Source organism: Mannheimia granulomatis, assembly GCF_011455695.1.
Lineage (GTDB): Bacteria > Pseudomonadota > Gammaproteobacteria > Enterobacterales > Pasteurellaceae > Mannheimia > Mannheimia granulomatis_A.
The window spans coordinates 934,260-959,326 of sequence record NZ_CP015030.1 but is presented as its reverse complement, the minus strand read 5'-3'; the positions used below and the strand labels follow the sequence as shown (position 1 = coordinate 959,326).

At 39.7% G+C, this 25,067-nt stretch carries 20 protein-coding genes and 2 riboswitches; of the genes, 7 read left to right on the top strand and 13 right to left on the bottom strand.

Annotated elements, in window-relative coordinates; translation table 11 throughout:
• Nucleotides 1-10: 10 nt before the first annotated feature.
• On the bottom strand, nt 11-823 hold the full coding sequence (efeO, locus tag A4G16_RS04610; protein WP_165888896.1) for an iron uptake system protein EfeO: 813 nt from the start codon (nt 821-823) through the stop codon (nt 11-13).
• Between the two features lie 173 nt (nt 824-996).
• Here efeO and uvrB point away from each other — a divergent pair, with 173 nt between their 5' ends.
• From uvrB to nrdB, 3 genes are all read left to right on the top strand, one after another.
• Nucleotides 997-3,015 carry an excinuclease ABC subunit UvrB gene (uvrB, locus tag A4G16_RS04605; RefSeq protein WP_165888895.1) on the top strand — a complete coding sequence of 673 codons (2,019 nt, stop codon included), beginning with the start codon at nt 997-999 and terminating at the stop codon, nt 3,013-3,015.
• Nucleotides 3,016-3,430: 415 nt separating this feature from the next.
• A complete protein-coding gene (nrdA, locus tag A4G16_RS04600) occupies nt 3,431-5,701 on the top strand; it encodes a class 1a ribonucleoside-diphosphate reductase subunit alpha (protein ID WP_165888894.1) in 2,271 nt (756 codons plus the stop codon).
• Nucleotides 5,702-5,731: 30 nt separating this feature from the next.
• The gene (gene nrdB / locus A4G16_RS04595) at nt 5,732-6,862 is read left to right on the top strand and encodes a class Ia ribonucleoside-diphosphate reductase subunit beta (protein ID WP_165888893.1); all 1,131 of its coding nucleotides are present in this window, start codon (nt 5,732-5,734) and stop codon (nt 6,860-6,862) included.
• An 89-nt stretch (nt 6,863-6,951) separates the two neighbouring features.
• On the opposite strand, the gene A4G16_RS04590 is transcribed toward nrdB, so the two are convergent.
• The 5 genes from A4G16_RS04590 to mazG form a co-directional block, all read right to left on the bottom strand.
• Nucleotides 6,952-7,722 (bottom strand): Nif3-like dinuclear metal center hexameric protein, encoded by a 771-nt coding sequence (locus A4G16_RS04590; protein WP_165888892.1) that lies wholly within the window; start codon nt 7,720-7,722, stop codon nt 6,952-6,954.
• A gap of 84 nt (nt 7,723-7,806) precedes the next feature.
• A complete protein-coding gene (locus A4G16_RS04585; RefSeq protein ID WP_165888891.1) occupies nt 7,807-9,729 on the bottom strand; it encodes a MacB family efflux pump subunit in 1,923 nt (640 codons plus the stop codon).
• A gap of 39 nt (nt 9,730-9,768) precedes the next feature.
• A complete protein-coding gene (cpxA, locus tag A4G16_RS04580; RefSeq protein ID WP_165888890.1) occupies nt 9,769-11,160 on the bottom strand; it encodes an envelope stress sensor histidine kinase CpxA in 1,392 nt (463 codons plus the stop codon).
• A gap of 53 nt (nt 11,161-11,213) precedes the next feature.
• On the bottom strand, nt 11,214-11,945 hold the full coding sequence (locus A4G16_RS04575) for a response regulator (protein WP_165888889.1): 732 nt from the start codon (nt 11,943-11,945) through the stop codon (nt 11,214-11,216).
• 92 nt (nt 11,946-12,037) lie between these two features.
• Nucleotides 12,038-12,820: a nucleoside triphosphate pyrophosphohydrolase gene (mazG, locus tag A4G16_RS04570; protein WP_165888888.1), complete on the bottom strand. Its 783-nt coding sequence runs from the start codon at nt 12,818-12,820 to the stop codon at nt 12,038-12,040.
• A gap of 310 nt (nt 12,821-13,130) precedes the next feature.
• Here mazG and accD point away from each other — a divergent pair, with 310 nt between their 5' ends.
• Nucleotides 13,131-14,027, top strand: a complete 897-nt coding sequence (accD, locus tag A4G16_RS04565) for an acetyl-CoA carboxylase, carboxyltransferase subunit beta (RefSeq protein WP_027074554.1) — start codon at nt 13,131-13,133, stop codon at nt 14,025-14,027.
• Between the two features lie 14 nt (nt 14,028-14,041).
• The gene (folC, locus tag A4G16_RS04560) at nt 14,042-15,343 is read left to right on the top strand and encodes a bifunctional tetrahydrofolate synthase/dihydrofolate synthase (protein WP_165888887.1); all 1,302 of its coding nucleotides are present in this window, start codon (nt 14,042-14,044) and stop codon (nt 15,341-15,343) included.
• A gap of 65 nt (nt 15,344-15,408) precedes the next feature.
• Here the strand turns inward: folC and A4G16_RS04555 are convergent, their stop codons facing one another.
• The 7 genes from A4G16_RS04555 to moaA all read right to left on the bottom strand — a co-directional run bounded on the left by A4G16_RS04555 (nt 15,409) and on the right by moaA (nt 21,460).
• Entirely contained in the window at nt 15,409-16,605 is a 1,197-nt protein-coding gene (locus tag A4G16_RS04555) for an amino acid aminotransferase (protein WP_165888886.1), read from the bottom strand.
• 106 nt (nt 16,606-16,711) lie between these two features.
• Nucleotides 16,712-18,574 carry a GNAT family N-acetyltransferase gene (locus A4G16_RS04550; RefSeq protein ID WP_165888885.1) on the bottom strand — a complete coding sequence of 621 codons (1,863 nt, stop codon included), beginning with the start codon at nt 18,572-18,574 and terminating at the stop codon, nt 16,712-16,714.
• Between the two features lie 7 nt (nt 18,575-18,581).
• Nucleotides 18,582-19,064: an rRNA maturation RNase YbeY gene (gene ybeY / locus A4G16_RS04545; protein ID WP_165888884.1), complete on the bottom strand. Its 483-nt coding sequence runs from the start codon at nt 19,062-19,064 to the stop codon at nt 18,582-18,584.
• Between the two features lie 73 nt (nt 19,065-19,137).
• Nucleotides 19,138-19,593, bottom strand: a complete 456-nt coding sequence (gene moaE, locus A4G16_RS04540) for a molybdopterin synthase catalytic subunit MoaE (protein WP_165888883.1) — start codon at nt 19,591-19,593, stop codon at nt 19,138-19,140.
• A complete protein-coding gene (moaD, locus tag A4G16_RS04535) occupies nt 19,594-19,839 on the bottom strand; it encodes a molybdopterin synthase sulfur carrier subunit (protein WP_165888882.1) in 246 nt (81 codons plus the stop codon).
• On the bottom strand, nt 19,832-20,308 hold the full coding sequence (gene moaC, locus A4G16_RS04530; protein ID WP_165888881.1) for a cyclic pyranopterin monophosphate synthase MoaC: 477 nt from the start codon (nt 20,306-20,308) through the stop codon (nt 19,832-19,834). The genes moaD and moaC overlap by 8 nt, the downstream gene beginning before the upstream one ends.
• 129 nt (nt 20,309-20,437) lie before the next feature.
• Nucleotides 20,438-21,460 (bottom strand): GTP 3',8-cyclase MoaA, encoded by a 1,023-nt coding sequence (moaA, locus tag A4G16_RS04525; RefSeq protein ID WP_165888880.1) that lies wholly within the window; start codon nt 21,458-21,460, stop codon nt 20,438-20,440.
• Nucleotides 21,449-21,603, bottom strand: a riboswitch (molybdenum cofactor riboswitch). It overlaps the preceding gene by 12 nt.
• Before the next feature lie 159 nt (nt 21,604-21,762).
• Here moaA and A4G16_RS04520 point away from each other — a divergent pair.
• Entirely contained in the window at nt 21,763-23,505 is a 1,743-nt protein-coding gene (locus tag A4G16_RS04520; protein ID WP_165888879.1) for a LuxR C-terminal-related transcriptional regulator, read from the top strand.
• Between the two features lie 174 nt (nt 23,506-23,679).
• The gene (locus A4G16_RS04515) at nt 23,680-24,795 is read left to right on the top strand and encodes a NapC/NirT family cytochrome c (RefSeq protein ID WP_165888878.1); all 1,116 of its coding nucleotides are present in this window, start codon (nt 23,680-23,682) and stop codon (nt 24,793-24,795) included.
• Nucleotides 24,796-24,809: 14 nt separating this feature from the next.
• Nucleotides 24,810-24,942: riboswitch (molybdenum cofactor riboswitch) on the top strand.
• Nucleotides 24,943-25,067 lie beyond the last annotated feature (125 nt).

Genomic DNA, 25,067 nt, shown 5'->3' with positions numbered 1-25,067 from the left:
CTCCTACCTCTTATTTATTTAAAAGTACGCCTAACTGAGCTAAGGGTTCACCTAATTTATTAACCGCTTCTGCCAATGCTTTAATCTCATCTTTAGAGAGTTTGTTATAAGCAACATAATCATAGCCTGTTTTTGATTTATTATGTTTTGCCAATAATGTATTCACGGCTTCAAAACGGCTCGCAATTTCAGCTGAAAGTTTTGCATCTACTTTTTCTAATTGCGGTTTGAAAATCTCATAAATTTTTTCTGCACCTTCAATATTAGCTTTGAAATCATATAGGTCGGTTTTTGAGAAAATTTCTTCTTCACCGGTCACTTTAGTTGTAGAAACTTCATTTAGTAAATCCACTGCACCGGTAATCATCAATTCAGGAGTAACTTCTGCGGTTGGAATTTTTGCGCGCAGTTCTTTTACATCTTTTAATAGCTGTTCAGCCGTAGCTTTTGTACCTTTTGTAGTATTTTTCTCCCACAATACTTTTTCGATTTTATGAAAGCCGGACCAATCTTTTTCTGTTTTACCTTCTTCGGCTAAATCAGCAAGTCGGGCGTCAATACGAGGATCTAAATCACCGAAACTTTCTGCAATCGGCTCTGAACGCTCAAAATACATACGTGCAAGCGGATAAATTTGCTTCGCTTTTTGCACATCCCCTTTGTGTAAATAACCAACAAATTTTTCTGTGTCAGCAACTAATTGATCAATCTGCTCAACTACAAACTGTTTATAAGTTTCAGTTTCTTTTGAAAGGTCTAGTGCAGCAGCGTGAGTTGCAATAATCATCCCAGATAAAGCGAAAGCAAGTTTAGTTAAACGCATATTAAATTCCTTATGAAAAAATGACAGTGCGATCATATTCTTATTGCGAATTGTTCGCAAAAAGAAAGTGTTGATTTTGTGATCTACTTCACATTTTGTTTTGCAAAAATCCGCTAAAAATAGACCGCTTGCTTATGCTAAAATGCAAAGAACTTTTTAAGACAGGATTTTATATGATCAAGCAAGGCAAACCTTTTATTCTTCATAGCCCATTTAAACCTTCCGGCGATCAACCAACCGCTATCGCTAAACTGACCGAAGGCTTAAATGACGGATTGGCTCACCAAACCCTGCTGGGCGTAACCGGCTCGGGCAAAACATTCACGATTGCCAATGTGATCGCCCAACTCAACCGCCCGGCAATGGTGCTTGCCCCGAATAAAACCCTTGCGGCACAGCTCTATGCGGAGATGAAAGCCTTTTTCCCTGAAAATGCGGTGGAGTATTTCGTTTCCTACTACGACTACTACCAGCCCGAAGCCTATGTGCCGTCCAGCGATACCTTTATTGAGAAAGATGCTTCCATCAATGAACAGATCGAACAGATGCGGCTTTCGGCGACCAAATCCTTTTTGGAGCGGCGAGATACGATTGTGGTTGCCTCGGTTTCCGCCATTTACGGCTTGGGGGATGTCGATGCCTATATGCAGATGATGCTGCATTTGCAGGTCGGGGCGATGATCGGGCAGCGTGAAATTTTAAGCCGCCTTGCCGAACTGCAATACACCCGCAACGATCAGGCATTCCAGCGTTCAACCTTCCGTGTGCGGGGCGAGGTGATCGATATTTTCCCTGCCGAAAGCGACGAAGTCGCATTGCGTGTGGAGCTGTTTGATGATGAAATCGAAAATCTGTCGCTGTTCGACCCTCTCACAGGGCATAGCCTCGGCAAAGTGCCTCGCTACACCATCTACCCGAAAACCCACTACGTCACCCCTCGTGAGCGGATTTTGGCAGCGATTGAGCAGATTAAAGACGAGCTTGCTGAACGCCGAACCTATTTCATCAAGGAAAACAAGCTGTTAGAGGAGCAACGCCTTGCCCAGCGCACCCAGTTTGACATTGAAATGATGAACGAACTCGGCTACTGCTCAGGGATTGAAAACTACTCACGCTATCTCTCGGGCAGAAAAGAAGGCGAGCCGCCGCCGACTCTGTTCGACTATATGCCGGCGGACGGTATTTTGGTGATTGACGAAAGCCACGTTACCGTGCCGCAAATCGGCGGTATGTACCGTGGCGACCGAGCCAGAAAAGAGACATTGGTGCAATACGGCTTCCGCTTGCCATCTGCACTCGATAACCGCCCGTTGCAGTTCGAGGAGTTTGAGGCTCTTTCGCCGCAGACGATCTACGTTTCCGCTACACCAGGGGCGTATGAGTTAGAGAAAAATCCTGATGTGATCGATCAGGTTGTTCGCCCAACCGGTTTACTTGATCCGATTATCGAAGTCCGCCCTGTTGCGACACAGGTGGACGACTTGCTCTATGAAATCCACAAGCGAGTCGCAGTGGACGAACGTGTGCTTGTCACCACACTGACTAAAAAAATGGCGGAGGACCTCACCGACTATTTAGACGAACATGGCGTGAGAGTGCGGTATCTGCACAGTGACATCGACACGGTCGAACGGGTCGAAATCATTCACGACTTACGAATGGGGATGTTTGACGTGCTGGTTGGCATCAACTTACTGCGTGAGGGCTTGGATATGCCTGAAGTGTCGCTCGTGGCGATTTTAGATGCGGACAAAGAGGGCTTCCTACGTTCCGAACGCTCGCTTATTCAGACCATTGGACGTGCCGCCCGAAACCTCAACGGCAAAGCGATTCTCTACGGCGACCGCATTACCAATTCCATGCAAAAAGCGATTACCGAAACCGAACGCCGCCGTGAAAAACAGATGAAATACAACGAAGAAAACGGCATTGTGCCACAGGCTCTGAACAAAAAAGTCGGCGAATTGCTCGACATCGGCCAAACCGACAAGCCGAAACGAGGCAAACAAGCGGTCAAAAAAGCCGAAAATTCTGCAAATGAGTACAAACCGAAGTCTCGTAAAGAATTAGAAAAAGAGCTGAAAGTGTTGGAGCAACAAATGCGAGAGTTTGCGGCGAATTTAGAGTTTGAGAAAGCTGCGGCGACAAGGGATAAGTTGCAGCAGTTAAAGGCTTATTTGTTGGAGATTTAAAATATTTATATGGCAAATTTATATAAAATCAATCTCCCTACTATAGCACCGGCGTTTACGCTGGTGCTTTTTTATTACTTATAAGCGGTCAAATTTCTTAAATTTTTTGCAAAAAATCACTTAAAAGTAACCGCTTGCTAATAAAAACCAGAAATGTTATTCACCTAAGCAAGCTAAAATTCCTTCGCTTTTCATTTTCTAAACCTACCTAAATTTCCTATTGTTGCTAAATAAAATAATCAATCTTATCCCATTATAAAAATATGGTTATTTATAAATAAGTTAGCATCTGTCAAGAGAAAAAGTAAAAATTTATTGGTTGATGTTTAGCTTTAAACACATTATCTTGTGCTTGCTTTTGATAAAAACACAACATGTAGTGTTTTGCTAAGGTATTTTTGTAAAGGGTTTAATTATGAATAAAAGTTTAATGGTAACAAAGCGTGATGGCAGACTTGAACAACTCAATCTTGATAAAATCCATCGTGTGATTACTTGGGCTGCGGAGGGGTTAGATAATGTCTCCGTTTCGCAAGTGGAGTTGCGTTCACAGATCCAGTTTTATGAGGGCATTCGAACTGCAGATATTCACGAAACAATTATTAAGGCAGCAGCCGATTTAATCAGCAAGGAAACGCCAGACTATCAATATTTGGCAGCACGATTGGCGATTTTTCATCTGCGTAAAAAAGCTTATGGACAGTTTGAACCACCGCATTTATATGCACACGTTAAAAAGTTAGTTGCGCTTGGCAAATACGATGCGGATTTGCTGACGGACTATAGCATGGAAGAGTGGGAGGCGATGAATGGCTTTATTGACCACTGGCGGGATATGGCTTTTTCGTATGTAGCGGTAAAACAGTTGGAAGGGAAGTATTTGGTTCAGAACCGAGTCACAGGAGAGATTTATGAGTCGGCTCAGTTCTTGTATCTGTTAGTAGCTGCCTGTTTATTTTCTAAATATCCACCAAAACGCCGTTTAGATTATATTCGCCGTTTTTATGATGCGACCTCCACATTTAAAATTTCTCTGCCAACACCGATTATGGCTGGAGTAAGAACGCCTACTCGTCAATTTAGTTCCTGTGTGTTGATTGAGTGTGATGATAGCCTAGATTCTATCAATGCGACTTCTGCAGCAATTATAAAATATGTTTCCCAGAGGGCTGGTATTGGTATTAATGCCGGAGCAATTCGTGCATTAGGTAGTTCAATCCGTGCAGGGGAGGCATTTCATACAGGCTGTATTCCATTCTATAAACATTTTCAAACAGCAGTAAAATCGTGCTCTCAAGGTGGTGTGCGGGGTGGTGCTGCCACAGTTTATTTTCCGATATGGCATTTAGAAGCGGAAAGCTTAATGGTATTGAAAAATAACCGAGGGGTGGAAGAAAACCGCGCTCGCCATATGGATTACGGAGTGCAGGTGAATAAAATGATGTATCAGCGTTTAATTAAAGGTAGCGAGATTACTCTATTCAGCCCGTCAGATGTTCCGGGGTTATATCAAGCATTTTTTGCTGATCAAGCTAAGTTCGAACAGCTTTATTTACAATATGAGCAAGACCCTAGCATTCGTAAGCGCAAGGTCAAAGCGATAGAACTATTTTCGTTATTAATGCAAGAACGGGCTTCAACCGGGCGGATTTACATTCAAAATGTTGATCATTGTAATACACATAGCCCGTTTGATCCTAGTGTCGCACCGATACGTCAATCTAATCTCTGTTTGGAAATTGCCTTGCCGACCAAACCACTGGCTCATTTTTATGATGAGCAGGGGGAGATCGCATTATGTACATTATCCGCTTTTAATTTAGGTACATTAACCGATTTAGATGAATTGGAAGAATTAGCAGATTTAGTTGTGCGTGCCTTAGATGCGTTGCTGGATTATCAGGATTATCCGGTATTAGCGGCTCGTAACAGCTCATTAAATCGCCGCTCGCTAGGCGTTGGGGTTATTAACTACGCCTACTATTTAGCTAAAAACCAAGTGCGTTATTCAGATGGCAGTGCTAATAATTTAACTCACCGTACTTTTGAAGCGATTCAATATTATTTATTAAAAGCTTCGATGAATTTAGCCAAAGAGCAGGGGCGTTGTCCCTATTTTGACCAAACCACCTATGCTAAGGGGCTACTACCTATCGATACTTATAAAAAAGAACTTGATGAATTAACTCAAGAGCCGTTGCACTATGATTGGGAGCAACTACGTCGGGATATTCTACAATTTGGCTTGCGTAATTCAACTTTGACTGCCTTAATGCCATCGGAAACTTCCTCGCAGATTTCAAATGCAACCAATGGTATTGAACCACCACGGGGCTATATTAGTGTTAAAGCTTCAAAAGACGGTATTTTAAAACAAGTGGTACCGGAGTATGAACGTTTGAAAACATATTATGAACTGCTTTGGAATATTCCGAATATGGATGGTTATTTGCATTTAGTCGGTATTATGCAGAAATTTGTCGATCAGGCAATTTCTGCTAATACCAATTATGACCCAAACCGTTTTGAAGATGGCAAAGTGCCAATGAAAGTATTATTAAAAGATCTATTAACAGCATATAAATATGGGTTAAAAACCCTTTACTACCAAAATACCCGCGATGGGGCTGAAGATGCTCAAGATGATCTAGATGAAGGCTGTGCCGGCGGAGCTTGTAAAATTTAATAATACGAACAATCAATAAAGGAGAATAACATGGCATATACTACTTTTTCGCAAAATAAAAATGACCAGCTAAAAGAACCGATGTTTTTTGGGCAAAATGTCAATGTTGCGCGTTATGATCAACAAAAATATGAAATTTTTGAAAAACTGATTGAGAAACAACTCTCATTTTTTTGGCGACCGGAAGAAGTGGATGTTTCACAAGATCGCATTGATTATGCACAACTGCCAGAGCATGAAAAGCATATTTTTATCAGCAACTTGAAATACCAAACGCTACTGGATTCCATTCAAGGAAGAAGCCCGAATGTAGCGCTTTTGCCGTTAGTTTCTATTCCCGAGCTTGAAACTTGGATTGAAACTTGGACATTTAGCGAAACAATTCACAGCCGTTCTTATACTCATATTATCCGCAATATTGTAAATGATCCTTCAATAGTGTTTGATGATATTGTCACGAACGAAGAAATTATTAAGCGTGCGAAGGATATTTCTGCGTATTATGATGATTTGATTCGTGATAGCCAACTCTATAGCTTATACGGTGAAGGCTGTTATCAGGTAGATGGTAAAACTTGCGAGGTAAGTTTACGTAGCCTAAAAAAACAGCTCTATCTTTGTATGATGAGTGTGAATGCGCTTGAAGCGATTCGCTTTTATGTCTCTTTTGCTTGCTCGTTTGCCTTTGCAGAACGGCAATTAATGGAAGGGAATGCCAAAATTATCAAATTTATTGCTCGTGATGAAGCTTTACACCTTACCGGTACGCAGCATATTTTAAATATTATGACGTATGGAAATGATGATCCAGAAATGGCAGAAATTGCACGTGAATGTCGGCAAGAGGCTTACGAACTGTTTTTAAGTGCCGCAGAACAAGAAAAAGCTTGGGCGGATTATCTGTTTAAAGATGGCTCTATGATTGGGCTGAATCGCGATATTTTGGTGCAATATATTGAGTATATTACCAATATTCGAATGCAAGCTGTTGGGTTACCTTTGCCCTTTAAAGCTCGCTCCAACCCAATTCCGTGGATCAACGCATGGCTGGTTTCAGACAATGTACAAGTTGCACCTCAAGAAGTGGAGGTGAGTTCTTATTTGGTTGGGCAGATTGATGCTAAAGTCGATAGCAGCGATTTTGATGAATTTGAGTTATAGCTTATGAATGATAACAAGCGGTTAAATTCTTCCGATTTTTTGCAAATTGCAAAATACTCAGAAAATTTAACCGCTTGTATTTATGGGGATTAGGCAGGATTATCAATATCGATAAACTCAACTTCTAAGCCGTATTCTTCTGCCAGCCATTCGCCTAAAGCTTTTACGCCGTCGCGCTCGGTAGCGTGGTGGCCACAGGCGAAGTAGTAGATGCCTTGTTCGCGGGCAGAATGGGTGGTTTGTTCGGAGATTTCACCACTGATGAAGGCATCACAGCCTTTTTCAAAAGCTAAGTCAATATAGCCTTGTCCGCCGCCAGAGCAGATGCCGACTTTTTTAATCGCTTTTTGTGGGGTGGATACAAACTCATTACATAAAATAACGGTGCGTTGTAACGTTTTTTCAAGGCGTTGTTTTAGTTCTTCTGCAGAAATAGGTGTTTCAAACTCGCCAAACATCGGAATCGAATTCGGACGGTCTTCCAAACCTTGTAGATTGGTTACGCCTAAGTGTTTAGCTAATTGAGCATTGTTACCTAATTCGGGGTGAATATCTAAAGGCAAATGGTAGCCAAACAGATTGATGTCATTAGTTAATAACTTCTTGATTCGTCGGCCTTTCATACCACGAATACACGGATTCTCGCTTTTCCAAAAATAGCCATGATGAACTAAAATTGCATCCGCTTTTTTCTCGATCGCTTTTTCAATCAGTGGCAGGCTGGCAGTAACTCCGGTAATGATTTTTTGGATGTTTTGCTTTCCTTCAACCTGCAAACCGTTTGGGGCATAATCGCTAATTGCAGTGCTGTTTAATTTATTATTAAGAATTTGTTCTAGTTCTAAATTGGTTATTGGCATTTTTCTTCCTTATTTATCAGATACAAGCGGTTAAATTTCCGTGATTTTTTGCAAAAATCTTTCAGAATCTCACCGCTTGTAGTGTTATTCTTGAGCTAAGGCATTAATTGGATTCAGTTGAGAGGCATTTCGTGCAGGTAGATAGCCAAAAATAATGCCGATCAGTGTAGAGCAGAGAACAGCTACTACAACCGACTGCACAGATAATATCATTTTGAAATTCTCACCTAAAGTGTTGAATGTAGTAATAATGGCTATGGCAAATAAAATACCGATTAATCCGCCAATCAGACAGATAAGAATAGCTTCAATAAGAAATTGTTGCAAAATATTGTGCTGTTTAGCGCCAATCGCCATTCGAACACCGATTTCTTTAGTACGCTCTGTCACCGAGACCAACATAATATTCATCACACCGATTCCTCCTACTATTAGTGAAATTAAAGCGATGGATGAAATGAGCAATGTCATGGTGTTGGTCGTGCTGGTAATGGTTTGTTTAATGGTATCGCTATTAATAATAAAGAAGTCTTTTTTTCCGTGTTTGGCGGTTAAAAGTTCGGTAATGCTTTTTTCTGCAGTTTGGCTTTCTACGTTATCTTTAATTTTAACCGTTAGAGCATCAATCTGTTTTGCCCCTGAAATACGTTGCATAGTGGTAGTGTAAGGAGCCCAAAGAGTAAGGCTGCTTTGGTTCATATTATTAGATTGCTGAGCCACGCCAATAATACGTAATGGTTTTTTATCTACTAAAATAATATTGCCCTCCACAGGGGAATTTATACCTAATTCTTTTTGTGTGTTAGGATCGATGACAATAACCTGTGCAATCTCTTTCACTTCATCAGCAGTAAAAAATCGACCTGAAACCAACTTTAAGCCTTTCACATTAATAAATTGCTCACCTACACCACGTACAGAGCCGGTTACTGTTGTATTGCCATATATTAACGTTGCACTAATATTGCTTGATGGGGTAGTGCTTTCAACATAATTTTGCTGCCCTAGCATAGTTACATCGCTAATGGTGAGATTTTTTGTTAAGTTTGCCCGCCTATCACCAAAGCCTGTGCCGTTCATAATATCCATTGTATTTGTGCCTAGGCTGTTGATATTAGCAAGAATTTGCTGTTGCGAGCCTTGTCCTAAAGCGACTACTGAAATGACAGAAGCAATCCCGATAATAATACCGAGCATAGTTAAAATAGCACGCATTTTATGAGCCATAATAGCGTTAAGTGCCATTTTAAACGATTCAGATAATTGGTCGAAAAAACGGGGGTTTTTATGTGAGGAATGGACGGGGCTTATCTGTTCTACATAAGGTTGTAGACGTTCATCTTGAATAATCTCACCATCTTTAATTTCAATAATACGTGATGCTTTTGCTGCAATTTTCGGGTCATGAGTGACCATAATAATGGTATGACCTTCTTGGTGTAGGGTTTGTAGAATTTCTAATACAGTTTCACCGCTTTTGGAGTCTAATGCTCCGGTTGGTTCGTCTGCTAAAATAATTTCGCCGCCGTTCATTAAGGCGCGCGCAATGCTGACGCGTTGTTGTTGTCCACCGGATAATTCATTTGGACGATTTTGTGTTTTATCCGATAATCCAAGCTTATCCAATAAAGATTCTGCACGCATTTTTCGGGATAGACTGTCTATACCGGCATAAATTGCCGGTAAGGCGACATTTTCATTAGCCGTTAAAGCTGGAAGCAGATTATAGCGTTGGAAAATAAAACCAAACTTGCGTTGACGGAGATCAGATAGCTCATCAGATGTCATTTTCTGAGTATCTTTTCCACTGATTTTGCAACTGCCGGAGCTGGCGGTATCTAAACAACCGATAATATTCATCAAGGTAGATTTACCGGAGCCGGAAGCACCGATAATCGCGACGAAATCTCCTTGTTTAATGCTGAGATTAATGTTTTTTAGTACATGAGTTTGGTTATCTGGTGAACCAAAATACTTATTGAGGTTTTCTATTTCAATCAGTTTCATTACAAGCGGTTATTTTTTCCTGTTTTTTTGCAAAGGATTTTATTCTTTATGTGTCCAAAGTGGGATTTGTAACTTAACTTTTAAACCACCCATCTCACTTTTACTTACTTGAATATGTCCTTGATGTTGTTGAACGGCATTCTGTACAATCGCCAAACCTAGACCGGTTCCACCGGTTTCTCTCGCTCTTGCTTCATCTACACGGTAAAACGGTTTAAAAATATTTTCATACTCATGTTCAGGAACACCATTACCATCATCTTCAACGACTAAAACCAAATTTTCATCTTGGATATCTATAGAAACTGAAAGCAGTTGCTTGGCGTATTTTTGTCCATTACGAATTAAGTTCTCCAAAGCACTTGTTAATGAGTTAACTGCACCGTTAATAGAATATTGAGCAGGGTATTTAATATTCTGCTTGATGATCAGTACAATATTATTTTGTGAAGTTTCAAATTTAGCATCTTCTAGAACATTCACCCAAATTTCATCAATAGTAAAAATACTTTTTTGGATTTGATAATTGAGTTGCTGACGAGAAATAGCTAAAAGATCTTTAACCATTTGGTCTAACTTACCAACTTCTGCTTCAATACGATTGATTTCTGCAACTTCTCCCGTTTTGCGACGCAAAATTGCTAGAGCCAATTGCAAGCGCGCTAATGGCGTTTTTAGCTCATGTGAAATATCGGAAATGATTCTTTGCTGATGCTGAGTTAGTAGTTTTAAACTAGTCACCATATGGTTAAAGCTTTTACCTACCTCTCTAATTTCATAAATCCCCTCAGTTTCTAATTTCGGATTGGTTTCCAGCTGACCGGTAGCAACAGCATTTGCTGATATGGTCAGATTCTGGACCGGTTGGGTAATTTTAAAAGACATCCACCATAACAGAGGCATACCTAAGAACATCAGTATAAGAACCATAAGGATTGGGGTATCTAAAATAGTGTTAATCCACTCTTCTTGTGCGTCTACTGCTTTAATAAAATATTGGTTATAAGTATTTGTTTCAGATATAACTGAAAACGGGCCATAGATTTCACTATTTTCAAAACGGCGTTGTTGAGGCTCATCCATTTTAGATGTTTCATAGATAAAAGATTGTAATGCTTTGATATTACTTTGATTTACCCCACTTAAAGTGCCGGTTTTTTTGTCTTGTAAAATAACATCAAACCCGTTTGCCGTTTCAACAGATAAATTATTTTCGAAAATTTCATCAAGGTTTAAACTTTCTTGAGTATGAATACTTTCATTTTTGAAGTAGGTTTGATCTTTTACTGAAAGGGATGAAAAATTACGAGCATCAAATTTATTGAAGTTAAATGCTATCGTAACTAATGTAATAAGTAAGAAACCGTAATAGGTAATCAGCTTATAAGCTAAACGTTTTCTAAAATTTAAGAATTTTTTTAATAATGACATAGTGTAAAAATACAAAAATCCCTAAAATTAGAGCATCTAGGGATTTGGTTAGATTATTTTTCAGTTACAAGTAAGTAACCTCTACCTCTTAGCGTTTTAAACCAGGGGAGACCATCTTCACGTTCCGGAAGTTTTTTACGAAGGTTAGAAATATGCATATCGATAGCACGATCATAAGGTGTTAGGTTTTTACCTAAAATCTCCATGCTGAGTAATTCTCGAGATAATATTTCACCGGGGCTACGGACTAAAATTTTGAGAAGAGCAAATTCAGTACCGGTTAAATCTAAATCTTTTCCTTGATAGGAGGCTTGCTGGCGACCTGAATGTAATTCTACACCTGCAAAATGCAATAATTTAGACGAGTTTTCATCAATACCCTGTGGTGATGTGCCATCTTTTTCTTTAGATTGTATCGTTGAGGCAGTTCTACGTAAAATTGCCTTCATTCGTGCGACCAATTCACGGTCATTAAATGGTTTTGGTAAATAATCATCAGCACCTAATTCTAATCCCAGGATACGATCGATTTCATCATCTCTAGCACTCAGCATTAGCACGGGTAACGAATATTTTTGCCTTATTTGTTTTAAGGTTTCAATACCATTAAGCACAGGCATCATTACATCAAGTAGAATTAAGTCATAATTACTATTTGATTTTAATGCGTCTAATCCAGATTGACCGTTATGAACAACAGTCATATCGAATCCTTCTAATGATAATAGTTCGGTCAATAATTCAGTAAATTCAATATCATCATCTATTAATAAGATTTTTGACATAGTATATTTCCTATAGAATTTATGTATGTTAGCTGTTTTTTATTTTATAAATAAAACTTACAAGCTGCTCATATTATAACAAGCAAAATGAATTATTCTACCCTTTTTATTTTGTGCCAAATTTCATCTAATTCTGCTAATTTACACTCTTTTACTGTTTTTCCTGATTTCTTTACGATTTCTTCCACTTTCCTGAAACGACCTTCGAATTTGACATTCGCATTACGTAAATTTTCTTCAGCATCGGTATGATAATGACGACATAAATTTACAGTTGCAAATAATAGATCGCCTAATTCTTCTGCAAGTTCTGTTGCCCGTTGTGGAAATTGAGCTATTTCCGCTTTCACTTCATCTAGTTCTTCTTCTACTTTAGCTAACACATCTTGCGGATTATCCCAATCAAATCCGACCTTAGCACACCGTTTTTGTAATTTATTGGCACGAGTAAGGGCGGGTAAGGCAAAGGGTAAATCATCTAAAATAGATTCTTGTTGCAGATGTTTTTCATCATTCGCTTTTTGTGTTTCCCAGTTTTTTAACGCTTCTTCACTGTTAGTGGCTTTCACATCGCCAAAAACGTGAGGGTGACGATAAATCAATTTATCGTGAATATCACTTACCACATCCTCAAAAGTAAAAGAACCTTCTTCTTTTGCTAACTGACTTAAAAACACCACTTGTAGTAATAAATCGCCTAATTCTTCACGCAAAGCAGAGCGGTCTTGGGTATGAATGGCCTCAGCAACTTCATACGTTTCCTCCAATAAATGGGGAAGCATGGTGTCAAAATTCTGTTTTACATCCCATGGACAGCCATTTTCTGGGTGGCGAAGTTGTGCCACTATATCAAGAAATTGTTCGATAGTTGCCATATTTTTTCCTTTTACAAGCGGTCATTTTTCTCTGAAATTTTGCAAATTCTAGCATATGAGAAGGGTTTTCGCTTATAATAAGCCAATTTTAAACACAAACGGAAAAGAAATGGCGGCTGAAAAGTTAACTAAAAAACGCTTAATTCAAATTATTGTGATGTTAGTCATTCTGTTAATTGCGTTTTTTTACCGGACTTATACGCACGCTTAGTGATCTGATATGTCAATAAAACGTATCAAAAAATACTAAATTGTGCTTTAATAGACGGAATTTTTGTTATCCCCACAACTCAATCCAAAAGGAATAAAAATGAGCTGGTTAGAAAGAATTTTAGGTAGAGATTCATCTTCATCAAGTAGTGCAAAATCGAAAGTCCCGGAAGGTGTTTGGACAAAATGTACAAGTTGCGAACAAGTATTATATAGCGAAGAATTGCAGCGTAATCAGTATGTTTGCCCGAAATGTGATCATCATATGCGTATTGATGCACGTACACGTTTATTAAATCTCTTAGATAAAGATACTGCTGTAGAAATTGCAGCTGATTTAGAACCGCAAGATGTACTGAAATTTAAAGATCTGAAAAAATATAAAGATCGTTTAACTGCTGCTCAAAAACAAACCGGAGAGAAAGATTCTTTTATTGTACTTGCCGGTAAATTATATGATATGCCGGTAGTGACTGCCTCATTTAATTTTGAGTTTATGGGCGGTTCAATGGGTTCTGTGGTCGGCGCTAAATTTGTAAAAGCCGCAGAAAAAGCCTTAGCAGAAAAAATTCCGTTTATCTGCTTCTCCGCATCAGGCGGAGCTCGTATGCAAGAGGCGTTATTCTCTTTAATGCAAATGGCAAAAACCAGTGCGATTTTAGCTAAAATGAAAGAGCAGGGCGTGCCTTTTATTTCAGTATTAACTGACCCGACTTTAGGCGGTGTTTCAGCGAGCCTTGCGATGTTGGGCGATATTAATATTGCTGAGCCTAAAGCATTAATCGGTTTTGCTGGTCCTCGTGTTATTGAGCAAACCGTGCGTGAAAAATTGCCGGAAGGCTTTCAGCGTGCTGAATTTTTATTAGAACATGGGGCAATTGATATGATCGTGCCTCGTAAAGAAATGCGTGATGCTCTTGCCCGTATTTGTGCAAAATTAACCAATCAACCAACGCCGTTTAAAGTGGCAGAATTGGTTGTAGAAGACGTTGAATAAACCGATTATCATTAATGAATACATTAATTATGCCTAAAGCCACGGATTCTTTGGAAACGTGGCTTTCCTATTTAGAGCAAGCCCACAGCAAACCTATTGATATGGGTTTAGAACGCATTACTTCTGTGGCTGAAGGCTTGGATTTACTTACACCGGCTCCTTATGTGATTACTGTTGGCGGTACGAACGGTAAAGGTTCTACTTGTCGTTTGTTGGAAGTCGCTTTGCTAAAAGCCGGCTTTCGCGTGGGTGTTTATTCATCTCCGCATTTGATTTGCTATAATGAACGCGTACGAATTAACGGCGAGTTGTTGCCCGATAGCGAGCATATTCAAGCATTTGCAGAAATTTATGCAAAAAAGACCGCTTCACTTACTTATTTTGAGTTTAGTACGCTTTCAGCTTTGCAGCTTTTTAAGCAGCATAAAGTTGATGTTGCTATTTTAGAAGTGGGCTTAGGTGGGCGTTTAGATGCAACCAATATTGTTTCACCAAACATGGCGATTATTACCTCTATTGATATTGACCACGTTGCTTTCTTAGGCGATAACCGTGAAGATATCGGGCGTGAAAAGGCCGGTATTTTCCGTGAAAATATTCCTGTGATTATTGGTGAGCCGAATTGCCCTAATTCCATTAGAGAAATGGCAAAATCGTTAAATTGTAACGCTTTTTATCGGAATCACGATTGGCATTTTGAAATTAAAAACAATCTATTTCATTGGTATTCTAAAGAAAAATCTTTTAAAGATTTACCACTACCATTAATTCCAATTCCAAATGCAGGCACGGCATTAGCGGCATTAATGCAATTACCGTTTGAAATTGATGAACAAATTATCCGAGAAGCATTGAGCGAAGCTCAAATGACCGCCCGTTTTCAGCTTTTAACGGATCAAGATTTTGCAAAATTTTCGCAAAAACGACCGCTTGCACAAGTGATTATTGATGTAGGGCATAACCCGCATGCTGCTCGTTACTTGGCTGAACGTCTTCAAGCATTAAGACAGCCGAATCAGAAAATTTATGCGATATTTAGTGCGTTGGAAGATAAAGATTTATCGGGCATTGTTAAGCCGTTAGATAATGTGATTGATGAATGGTATTGTGCAGGCTTAGATTGCTGGCGTGGCCAAACTGGCGAAGCCGTGCTTGAAAAACTTGCAAAAGTTTTGCCAAATTCGACCGCTTGCAGCTATCAAACTGTGCCTGAAGCCGGTCTTATGTTATTTGAAAAAGCGAAAGCAGAAGATATTATATTGGTATTCGGTTCATTCTATACTGTTGCAGACTTTATGCTTTGGTTAGATAACTAGCAGAACTAACTCAAAATAAAGGCGAACTGTGATGTTCGCCTTTTGTACATTTTCTAGTCTTTAGACTAAAGCACTTTCACGATTGCTTCTGCTAATTTATCAATATTTTTGCTGGTGATTCCAGCCACATTGATACGGCCTGAACGTACAGCATAAATTGCAAAGTCATCTTTTAATTTATCGACTTGTTCTGGCGTTAAACCGCTGAATGAGAACATACCGTTTTGTTCGGTAATGAAAGAGAAATCTTGGGTTGCCCCTTTTTCTTTCAATAATTGAACAAGTTGATTACGCATATCTTTAATGCGGTTACGCATTTCGTCTAACTCTTCAATCCATTGTGCTTTTAATTCAGGATCAGCTAATGCTAATGCAACGGCACTTGCACCGTGAGCTGACGGGTTAGAGTAAAGCACACGAATAATCGATTTGATTTGCGTAAATGCACGGTTAGCATCATCTGCGTTATCCGCAATTAAAGTAAACGCCCCTACACGCTCGTTATATAAACCGAAGTTTTTGGAGAATGAGCTTGCCACTAATAATTCACGGTTATTTTTTGCAAAGGCTCTTAAACCGTAAGCATCTTCTTCTAAACCATTAGCAAAGCCTTGATAGGCAAAGTCAAAGAGTGGCAACCAACCTTTTTCTGCGGATAATGCGGCTAATTGCTCCCACTGTGCGGCTGTAGGGTCAATCCCTGTTGGGTTATGACAGCAACCGTGCAGTAATACCACATCGCCCGCTTCTGCTTGGCTTAAGTCGGCAAGTAAATTATCCCAATCCAAGCCGTTGGTCTCTTTATTGTAATAACGATAGCCTTTTACATTAATGCCTACAGCATCAAAAATTGCATTATGGTTTGGCCAAGTTGGAGTAGAAATCCACACATTCTTCGCTGCTGTATGGCGTTTAATAAACTCAGCCGCAATACGTAATGCCCCTGTGCCACCTAAACTTTGAGCGGTTTTAGCACGACCAGAAGTAATTACTTCTGCATTTTCACCGAATAGTAAGGCTTGAGTTTGTGCATTAAACGCTTGTACACCATCAATAGTAAGATAAGTTTTGCTGGTTTCTGTTTCCAATAAACGTTTTTCTGCTTCTTTTACGGCTTTTACGATAGGGGTTTTGCCCTCATCGGTCATATAAACGCCGATACCAAGGTTGATTTTGCCAGGGCGAGTTTCTGCTTTAAATGCTTCCCCTAAGCCTAAAATAGGGTCTGCCGGAGCTGCTTGAATATGACTAAACATTGACATTGGAAATCCTCTTACAATTAAAAAAATAAACAGTGAATTTATACGGCTAAATTGAAAAATTAGCAAGGGGAAAGCATAAAAAAATTGATACAAACCATAACTTATTTTAATGAGTTTTAAAATTTAACTGCTCTTGTAATATTTTTCGACAATTTTCTAACCACGATTTAGGCTGTTTTAAGCTCTCGGCGTTTTCCTGCTCAAAAATATTGTCTAAAAAAGCGAGTTTTTGTCTATCTGAATGATAAAGTCGTTTTAGGCTGACATAAACCGCGGAGAAAGTGCGTTGCTGTTCCACAAAACCTTGTAAGTTTTGCCAATCTGCATCACTTAAATTCAGCTCTGCAAGCGGTTGAAATTGACAAAAATTTTGCAAATCGGCACAAATTACGCTAAAAAACGGTTGTAGGGCAAAATTACGTCTAAAGGCTTGCACCGCTTCTTGGCAAAATTGTTCGCCTTGTGCAGAAAGTGGATAAATCATCATTGCACTACGATAGCCACTGCTGGCTTCTTTATTCGGGGTAACCTGCACAAGTCGAAAACCACAAGCAGACCAAAAACGGTAGAGCAGTTCGGTAAGCCCAAAGCTAACGGAAATAAAATCAAGCGGTTGTTTTTTTTCAGAAATTTGCAAAATAAAATCAGAAACTAACCGCTTGCCAATGCCTTGATTTTGCATTTCAGGCTTAACCGCAATGCGGGAAATTCGCACAGAATGCAACTGACAAGCCTGCGGCAGATTGCCTTGAAAGCAGAGATATTGGGCAACTAAACTACCTTGCGGACGGCGTTTGCCTTGCCAAATTGCTTGAGTCAGATTTTCATCTAAATTGCCTTCATTTACCGCCCAAATGCCTCCGATAAGTTGCTCATCTTGATATTTCTGATGCAAAATTTGCTGTTCACCGTCAAATAATCTGCGTAAATCAGTTGGGGTTGTTTTGTAATGCGCATGGGCGAGTAACTGATAGAAATTGGCTAAATCACTACTTTGTTCTGATTCCTCAAGCAAAAGCAATTCATTGACAAATTGCTCCAACGGATCATTTTCTGCCCAACGAAGTGGTTTGGTGAGTTGCCAATGTTTATTTGAACGGCTAAGTTGAGGTAAAAACTTAAAGGAAAAACCACGCCCTGTACCTTCGTAATTGTAGGTTGTGGTAGTTAGTACCACTTTATCAAAATAGTGGCAAAGCCGGTTGAGCATAGGTAAAGGCAGGCTTGCTGCTTCGTCCACAAAAAGCCATTGGTGGCGGGAAATCTTGAGTTGCTGAACCTGCTCTAATAAATTATCTGGGGCAAAAAAGGGTATTTCCTCGTTTGCTAACGAACGTAAAAAACTTGGCAAGACTGCCAAAGAAGGGGCAGTAATTAGCACTTTATGTTGTTTTGCTAATTCACTTGCAAGTAAGCCGGCAAGGGTGGATTTTCCCCGACCACGCGGTGCGGTAATTAAATGAATATCGGCAAGATCAAGCGGTAGATTTTGCAAGATTTTTTGCTGTTCTGGCGTTAAATCGAAGCTGCAAGATTTTGCTGAAAAATAACCGCTTGTTGTGAGTTCTATCGGGCTTGTTTGTATTTGAAAACCAAATTTCTCAGCGAGTTTTTTAAAATGTTGATAAAAATTCGGGCAGGCAATAGCGTTATTTTCGTTCCAACGTAACGCATCAAAATCTTTTTCTTGCTCTAATCTATCCCATCCAGGGCAGAGTAAAAATAAAGTACCGTTTTCTTGAATAGTGCCGGCAAGAATAGCAAATGCTTCAAGGTTAAAATTCACGCCATTTTCGGAACGCATATCATAAATAGCGAAAGGGTATTCTCTACCTAAAATGGCTTTAGCATTGTTAAAGGGAAATGCGTTAATTTGTTGAACTGTATCCGGAAGATAAAAATAGCCCCCTTGAGCATTTAACTCAATAGAGAGCTTTTTATGGTCGGTCACAATAACTAAAGCACGCATGATAAAATTATTCTTTTTCTGAAATATAGGGATCTTCGTACCCCAAACTTTGCATAATTTCCGTTTCTAAGCTTTCCATTTCTTCGGCTTCTTCATCGGTTAAATGATCGTAACCTAATAAGTGAAGTGTGCCGTGAATCGCTAAATGTGCCCAATGGGATTCAAGTGAAATAGCTTGTTCTACAGCCTCTTTTTCCACAACTTGACGACAAATTACTAAATCTCCTAACAGGGGAAGTTCAATACCTTCAGGTACTTCAAAAGGGAAAGAAAGCACGTTAGTAGGTTTATCTTTGCCACGGTAAGTAAGATTGAGTTCGTGGCTTTCTGCCTCATCTACAATGCGAATAGTTAACTCGGTTTCAGGAAAATTTTCTGTTTGAGCCTCAATGCTTAATGCCTTTGTTACCCAAAGGGTAAATTGTTCAAGTGTAGGTAAATTATCTTGGTTTTCGCTGGCAATTTGTAGATCGATGATAGGTGTTGTCATTTTATCCATTCCATAAATAGATTGCGGGCGGGTTAAAACCCGCCCCCACAAAATTTCTGATGATTATATCAGATTATTTCCATTTATCTGCCTCAAACTGATCGCTTTCTCTGCCTTCAATCCAACGCTCTCCATTTTGAGTTTGTTCGCGTTTCCAAAATGGGGCTTTTGTTTTGAGGTAATCCATAATAAATTCATTGGCGTGGTAGGCATCACCTCGGTGTTCGGAGCTTACTCCAACCAACACAATTTCATCACCTGTGTGAAGTTGCCCTATGCGATGGATAACCGCAACACGCTGTAAATCCCAACGGTTACGGGCTTCATCAACAATTTCTTGCAAGGCTTTTTTGGTCATTGCAGGGTAGTGTTCAAGGTATAAGCCTGAAATGTTATCGCCTAAATTCATTTCCCGTACTTTTCCAACAAAAAGGGTAGTCGCCCCGACACTATGATGTTCACTTAACCAACGGTAAATATGGTTTTGGTCAAATTCGGCTTCTTGCACTTCAATTAAAGTGGAATTCATTTAACCCCCTGTTACCGGTGGGAAGAATGCGACTTCATCGCCATCTTTGATTTCTGTTTCAAGTGGGCAGATAGTTTGGTTAATTGCAACTAATAATTTGCCTTTTTCTAATGCAAGTTGCCATTTTTTACCTTGTTGGCTTAAATGTTCACGCAGTTCTTCTGCCGTAGCAAAATTGGCTTCTACTTCTAACATATCCGTTGCGACAAGCTCACGCACTTGAGCGAAAAATAATACTTTAATCAAGGTTGAAATCTCCTGATTTGCCGCCGCTTTTATGCAATAAGCGAACATTTTCAATCACCATATCTTTTTGCACTGCCTTACACATATCATAGATAGTAAGAGCCGCCACACTTGCTGCAGTTAAGGCTTCCATTTCTACACCTGTTTTCCCGGTGAGTTTACAAAGAGATTCAATGCGAACTTGGTTGGTTTCAGGCAGAGCCTCAAGTTGAACTTCTACTTTAGATAGCAACAAAGGGTGGCAAAGCGGAATAAGCTCCCAGGTTCTTTTCGCAGCTTGAATACCCGCAATACGGGCAGTGGCAAATACATCGCCTTTATGATGATTACCGCTGATGATCATCTGCAAGGTTTCTGCATTCATTCGCACAAAGGCTTCGGCACGAGCAACACGGACGGTTTCCTGTTTCATTGAAACATCGACCATATTGGCTTCGCCGTTTTGGTTGATGTGGGTGAAGGTTGTCATTTTTGTTTTTCTCTTTAAATCTGATTGTGAAATTAATATTAGGATTTTTAGTGAAATATAACTGCTTGTTATAGCCCCAGGTGGGCTGGACTTATGTAACCTAGTACGGCTTTGCAGTGCTAGGTCGTGTTAGCCACCAATACTCGCCAAATTATTTCTCACCCCACTATCCCCAATATGCAGATAGTGATGCTCACGTTTGCCTTGAAGGGCAGATTTTAAACGAGCCTCTAATTGCAGTTGCTGCTCATCATTTTGCAATAAGTCGCGAATATCAATGCCTTCCTCGCCAAATAAACAGAGGTGAAGTTTGCCTAAGGCAGACACTCGAAGGCGGTTACATGAGGCACAGAAATTTTTCTCATACGGCATAATTAAGCCGATTTCGCCTTGATAATCAGGGTGAGAAAGCACTTTGGCAGGCCCGTCTGACATTGCCTTAGGTTGTAACTGCCAACCTTCTCTTAATAAACGCTCCATCACAGATTGTCCGGAAAGATGTTGGGCTTTGAAAAAGCTATCCATTTCGCCGGTTTCCATTAGTTCGATAAAGCGCATTTGAATCGGTTTATCTTTAATCCAAGCAAGGAATCTATCCAGTTCAGAGGCAGTGTATTGTTTCATCAAAACTGCATTGACTTTGATTTTCTTGTAGCCGAGCTCAAAGGCTTTATCAATACCTTTTAGTATAGATTGCAGTTTGTTTTCGCCAGTGATCAACTGAAATTGACGGGTGTCTAGGCTATCCACACTCACATTGATATCGGTAATCCCTGCTTGCTGCCAAAGGGCAATATCCCGCTCCATTCGGTAACCGTTAGTGGTCAATGCTACTTTGCGGATGCCGGCAGTTTGTGCAATAGTATGGGCAATTTCGGCAAAATCTTTACGTAAAGTAGGCTCACCACCGGTAAGGCGGATTTTTTCTGTCCCTAAATTGGCAAAAGCTTTAGCAATACGTTGGATTTCATCTACTTTAAGAAATGTTTGCTTATGCGAAGGCGGCTGATAGCCGTTAGGCAAGCAGTAATTACAACGGAAGTTACAAACATCAGTAATGGATAATCGCAAATAGGTATATTGACGCTGAAAACGATCAACAAGCCCTGAAATATCATTACCCACGTTTTTAATTGGGATAATAGATTGCATTTGACACCTTTCTAAACACGAGAGGACAACCCATTTCTAAGTTATCCTTTGAACAGCTACGCTGTTACTGGCATAGATTCCATATCGAAAATTGGTCTTTAATTTTTAGAGTTAGGAAATTATGCTCGGAGTCTGAGTAAAATTGATTTTATTGTAGAGGGAGAATGTACATTAAGCAAGAGGTATATAGTGGTATATTTTAAACGAAGGTCGTCACTAAATCAGGTTAGTTTGATTTATATCATTTTTTTGAATAGGTAATTTTGTTATTTTAATTTGGTAATTTTACTTAGGGAAAAAGAATGGCTGAAAATAATCAATGGTCTTGTTTAATTAACAAGCAAGGCGAGGTTTTAGAATGGGAAAATAAAGCCGGTGTTGCGTATTTAACGCAGTTGGAACAACTTTGCCTCTATGCTCAAGCATTTCTCTATTCAGACCAAATTTCGTTATCTTTTTTCTATTGTTTGCCTAATCAACACTGTCTTAAAGTGCTGTTAAAACGCCATCAAGAGTTTACTTTAATACACGTAGAGCAGAGCTCATTACCATTTGAACTGAGCAAACGAGAAATTGAGCTATTAACATTAATCAGTAGCGGGCTGAGTAATGAAGAGATTGCGAATGTATTGAATATCAGTAAACGCACGGTGGATAAACACATTGAGAATATTTTTGCTAAAACAAAAATAGAAAATCGAACGCTACTGGCTGTCTTTGCTATTACTGAAAATTTAATTTGCTTACCAACACCGGGTAAGATAGAACAATCTATTCTTGCCAATTTTAAAATCGAACAACTCGCTTTGCAAATTACAAACGAAAAACGACCGCTTGTAATGAATGAACCTGCAACCTTTTCGATTAATAATTATAGCCATCGCCCTATTATTCTTGGTGTGCCGTATGTGGAACAAGGCATCGGTGAAATTGACACTCGGGAGCTGCTCAACGGCACGCAATTAGCAGTAGAAATGATTAATCGCCAAGGCGGAATTAATGGTCGTGAGCTACAAATTGCTAAGGCTGGCTTTTGCGTGAAAGATAAATCCAGTATTTTAAATGCTTACAATCATTTGTTAGAACAAGAGGTTGATGCTATTTCTACCGCTTATGCCTGCTATTTGCCCGAAGTCCACGAATTGATTGCTACAGAAGGAATTCCTTATCTGCATATTGCCACCCATAGTGGCTCTAATAAACTTGCACAAAATTTACAGAACAAACGAATTGAAAATATGTTCCAAGTCTGTGCTAGCGATGTCACTTATAACGCTGGTGTTTGCCAATTTTTAGGCTATTACCGTTATCATTATGCCCATTTGGTACAAAATAAAACAGTGATGGTGGTGTCGGTTAAATGGCAAAAAGTGGATATTGGCATTGAAAGCCTTACACTTAATTTACGTGTTCAGGGTTGGCGTGTGGACCATATTGAGCTTGCACAAGAGCCAAATGCGTATGATAACTTGATGAGGCAGGTACATAATTTATCGCCTTCTATTATTGTGCTGGCTTCGTATTTTGCCGAAGATATTGTAAATTTCCACCAAGAATTTATCCAAAATCCGACTAATGCAATTATTTACAGTATCTATGCCCCTTCTGCCTTTTTACCGCACGAGCAGACTTGCGAGGGAGTATTATGGAGTACCAATAGCGGCTTAAGCCAAAACTATTTAGGCAAGCAATTTAGCCAGCATTACGAAAATTTCTTTGGTTGTAAACCAACCTATTCGCAAGCTAGCATTGCTTATGATCAAACGAATATTTTAGCAGTGGCGTGGAAGCAAAGCGTTTCTCCTCGCCATTTCAAGGCAGTATCTAACGCCATTCGTACTCTGCCACATCATGGAGTGAATGGTACTTATTATTTTAATACTGATAGTCAAATTGGGTTAACTTATCCGGAAACAAAGGATCTATCAATCAGTCTGCCGCAACTGATTTATCAGATACAGCAAGGCAGAAGTGCAGTGATTGCGCCCGATTTATTTGCTGATTCGCAATTTGTCCTTCCTCCTTGGTTTTTATTTAAAGCCTAATCTAACAAGGTGTATTGAATTTCAATCCATCTTATTTTTGCCTGTTTTTTTGTTTTAGATCAAATTCATCTAACTCTAATGAGTTAATACGTATTTTTACTTATTGCTTATACCTCTTGAGAGTTAATAAAATTCCCTTGTCTTTAATTTTTAGTTTTTAAGTGGGGGAGTTTTATGTCTAAGTTGAAAAAAACAGCCATTTTTGTCGGCATTATGGCATTAGGTGCTGCTATTTGGGGTGGTAGCCAATATGCGATGAAAGCAACTAATTCAACAGAGTTTTGTGTTAGCTGCCATTCAATGACTCACCCACAAGCAGAGTGGGAAGGTAGCATACATTTCTCTAACCGCAAAGGAATCCGTGCTGAATGTTCTGATTGCCATGTTCCACAAGATGGCTTGCATTATTTTAAAGCGAAAGTCATTGCCTTAAAAGATGTTTGGCATACCTTTATTACCAATAAATTGCCCGATCAAGAAGCTTATGAAGCCCACCGTTTAGAAATGGCTCAACGTGTTTGGGACGATATGAAAGATAACGATTCCGCAACTTGCCGTTCGTGCCACAGCTTTGAGGCAATGGTTCTTTCAGATCAAAAAGAAGCCGCTCAAAAAATGCATAAATTAGCCCAAGAAACTAACCAAACCTGTATTGATTGTCACAAAGGAATCGTCCATTTTATGCCGGAGATGTCGGTAGATAGCGCCGCTGCTGCCGGTGAGTTAGCCAAACACGGGGCGGAATTTACGAGCAGTGATAAAACCCTTTACTCTCTTGCGATGACAACCATGCAGTTTGCCGAAGGCGGAGAGGCGCGCTTAATGCCATTTGCTGAATTAACCGATTGGCGTGATGAAAACGGCAAAGTGAAAGCGACCGTGAAAGGCTGGCAGCAAACTGGTGCGGAAAGCGTAGTCTATGCAGGCATGGGACAACGTATTATGGTGGCACTGCTTGGTGATGAAGAGCAGAAAAAAGTCACTATTAAACAGACCGTACACGATAAAGTGACTGACTCTGACTGGAAAGAGATTAGCTTTGAAGTATTAGCGGATAAAAATAGTGTAACAGCCAATGTTGCGGCACTTAATGCTTTCGGTAATAACTTAAACCAAACACATTGTAGCGGTTGTCACGCAGCAATTGGTGCCGATCACTATACTGCAAATCAGTGGATTGGCGTAGTGAACTCAATGAAAGATCGTACCTCAATGACCGCTGATGATGTGCGTGCAGTAACGATTTATTTGCAACGTAACGCCAAAGATATGAAAGGCAGCAACCATTAAACTCGATTTACTTTAAACTTCCCCGACTCCGAGCCTGTTACCCTAAGTCGCAAGATATGGATGCAGTGCCTGTAATTCACATTACACATGGTTAATTTGGAAACGGATTAGCCACTCCTCTTAGAAAGGTGTCGTATTTTCAACTTTCACAATAGTTTTGTGGAATGGTTGATTATCTTTGGTAAACCGTTGTAGGGGTGAATTGCAATTCGCCCTTACAAAAGCTCAAAGAGTATCAACAAGCGGTATCTTTTCCTCTTTTTTCTGCAAAA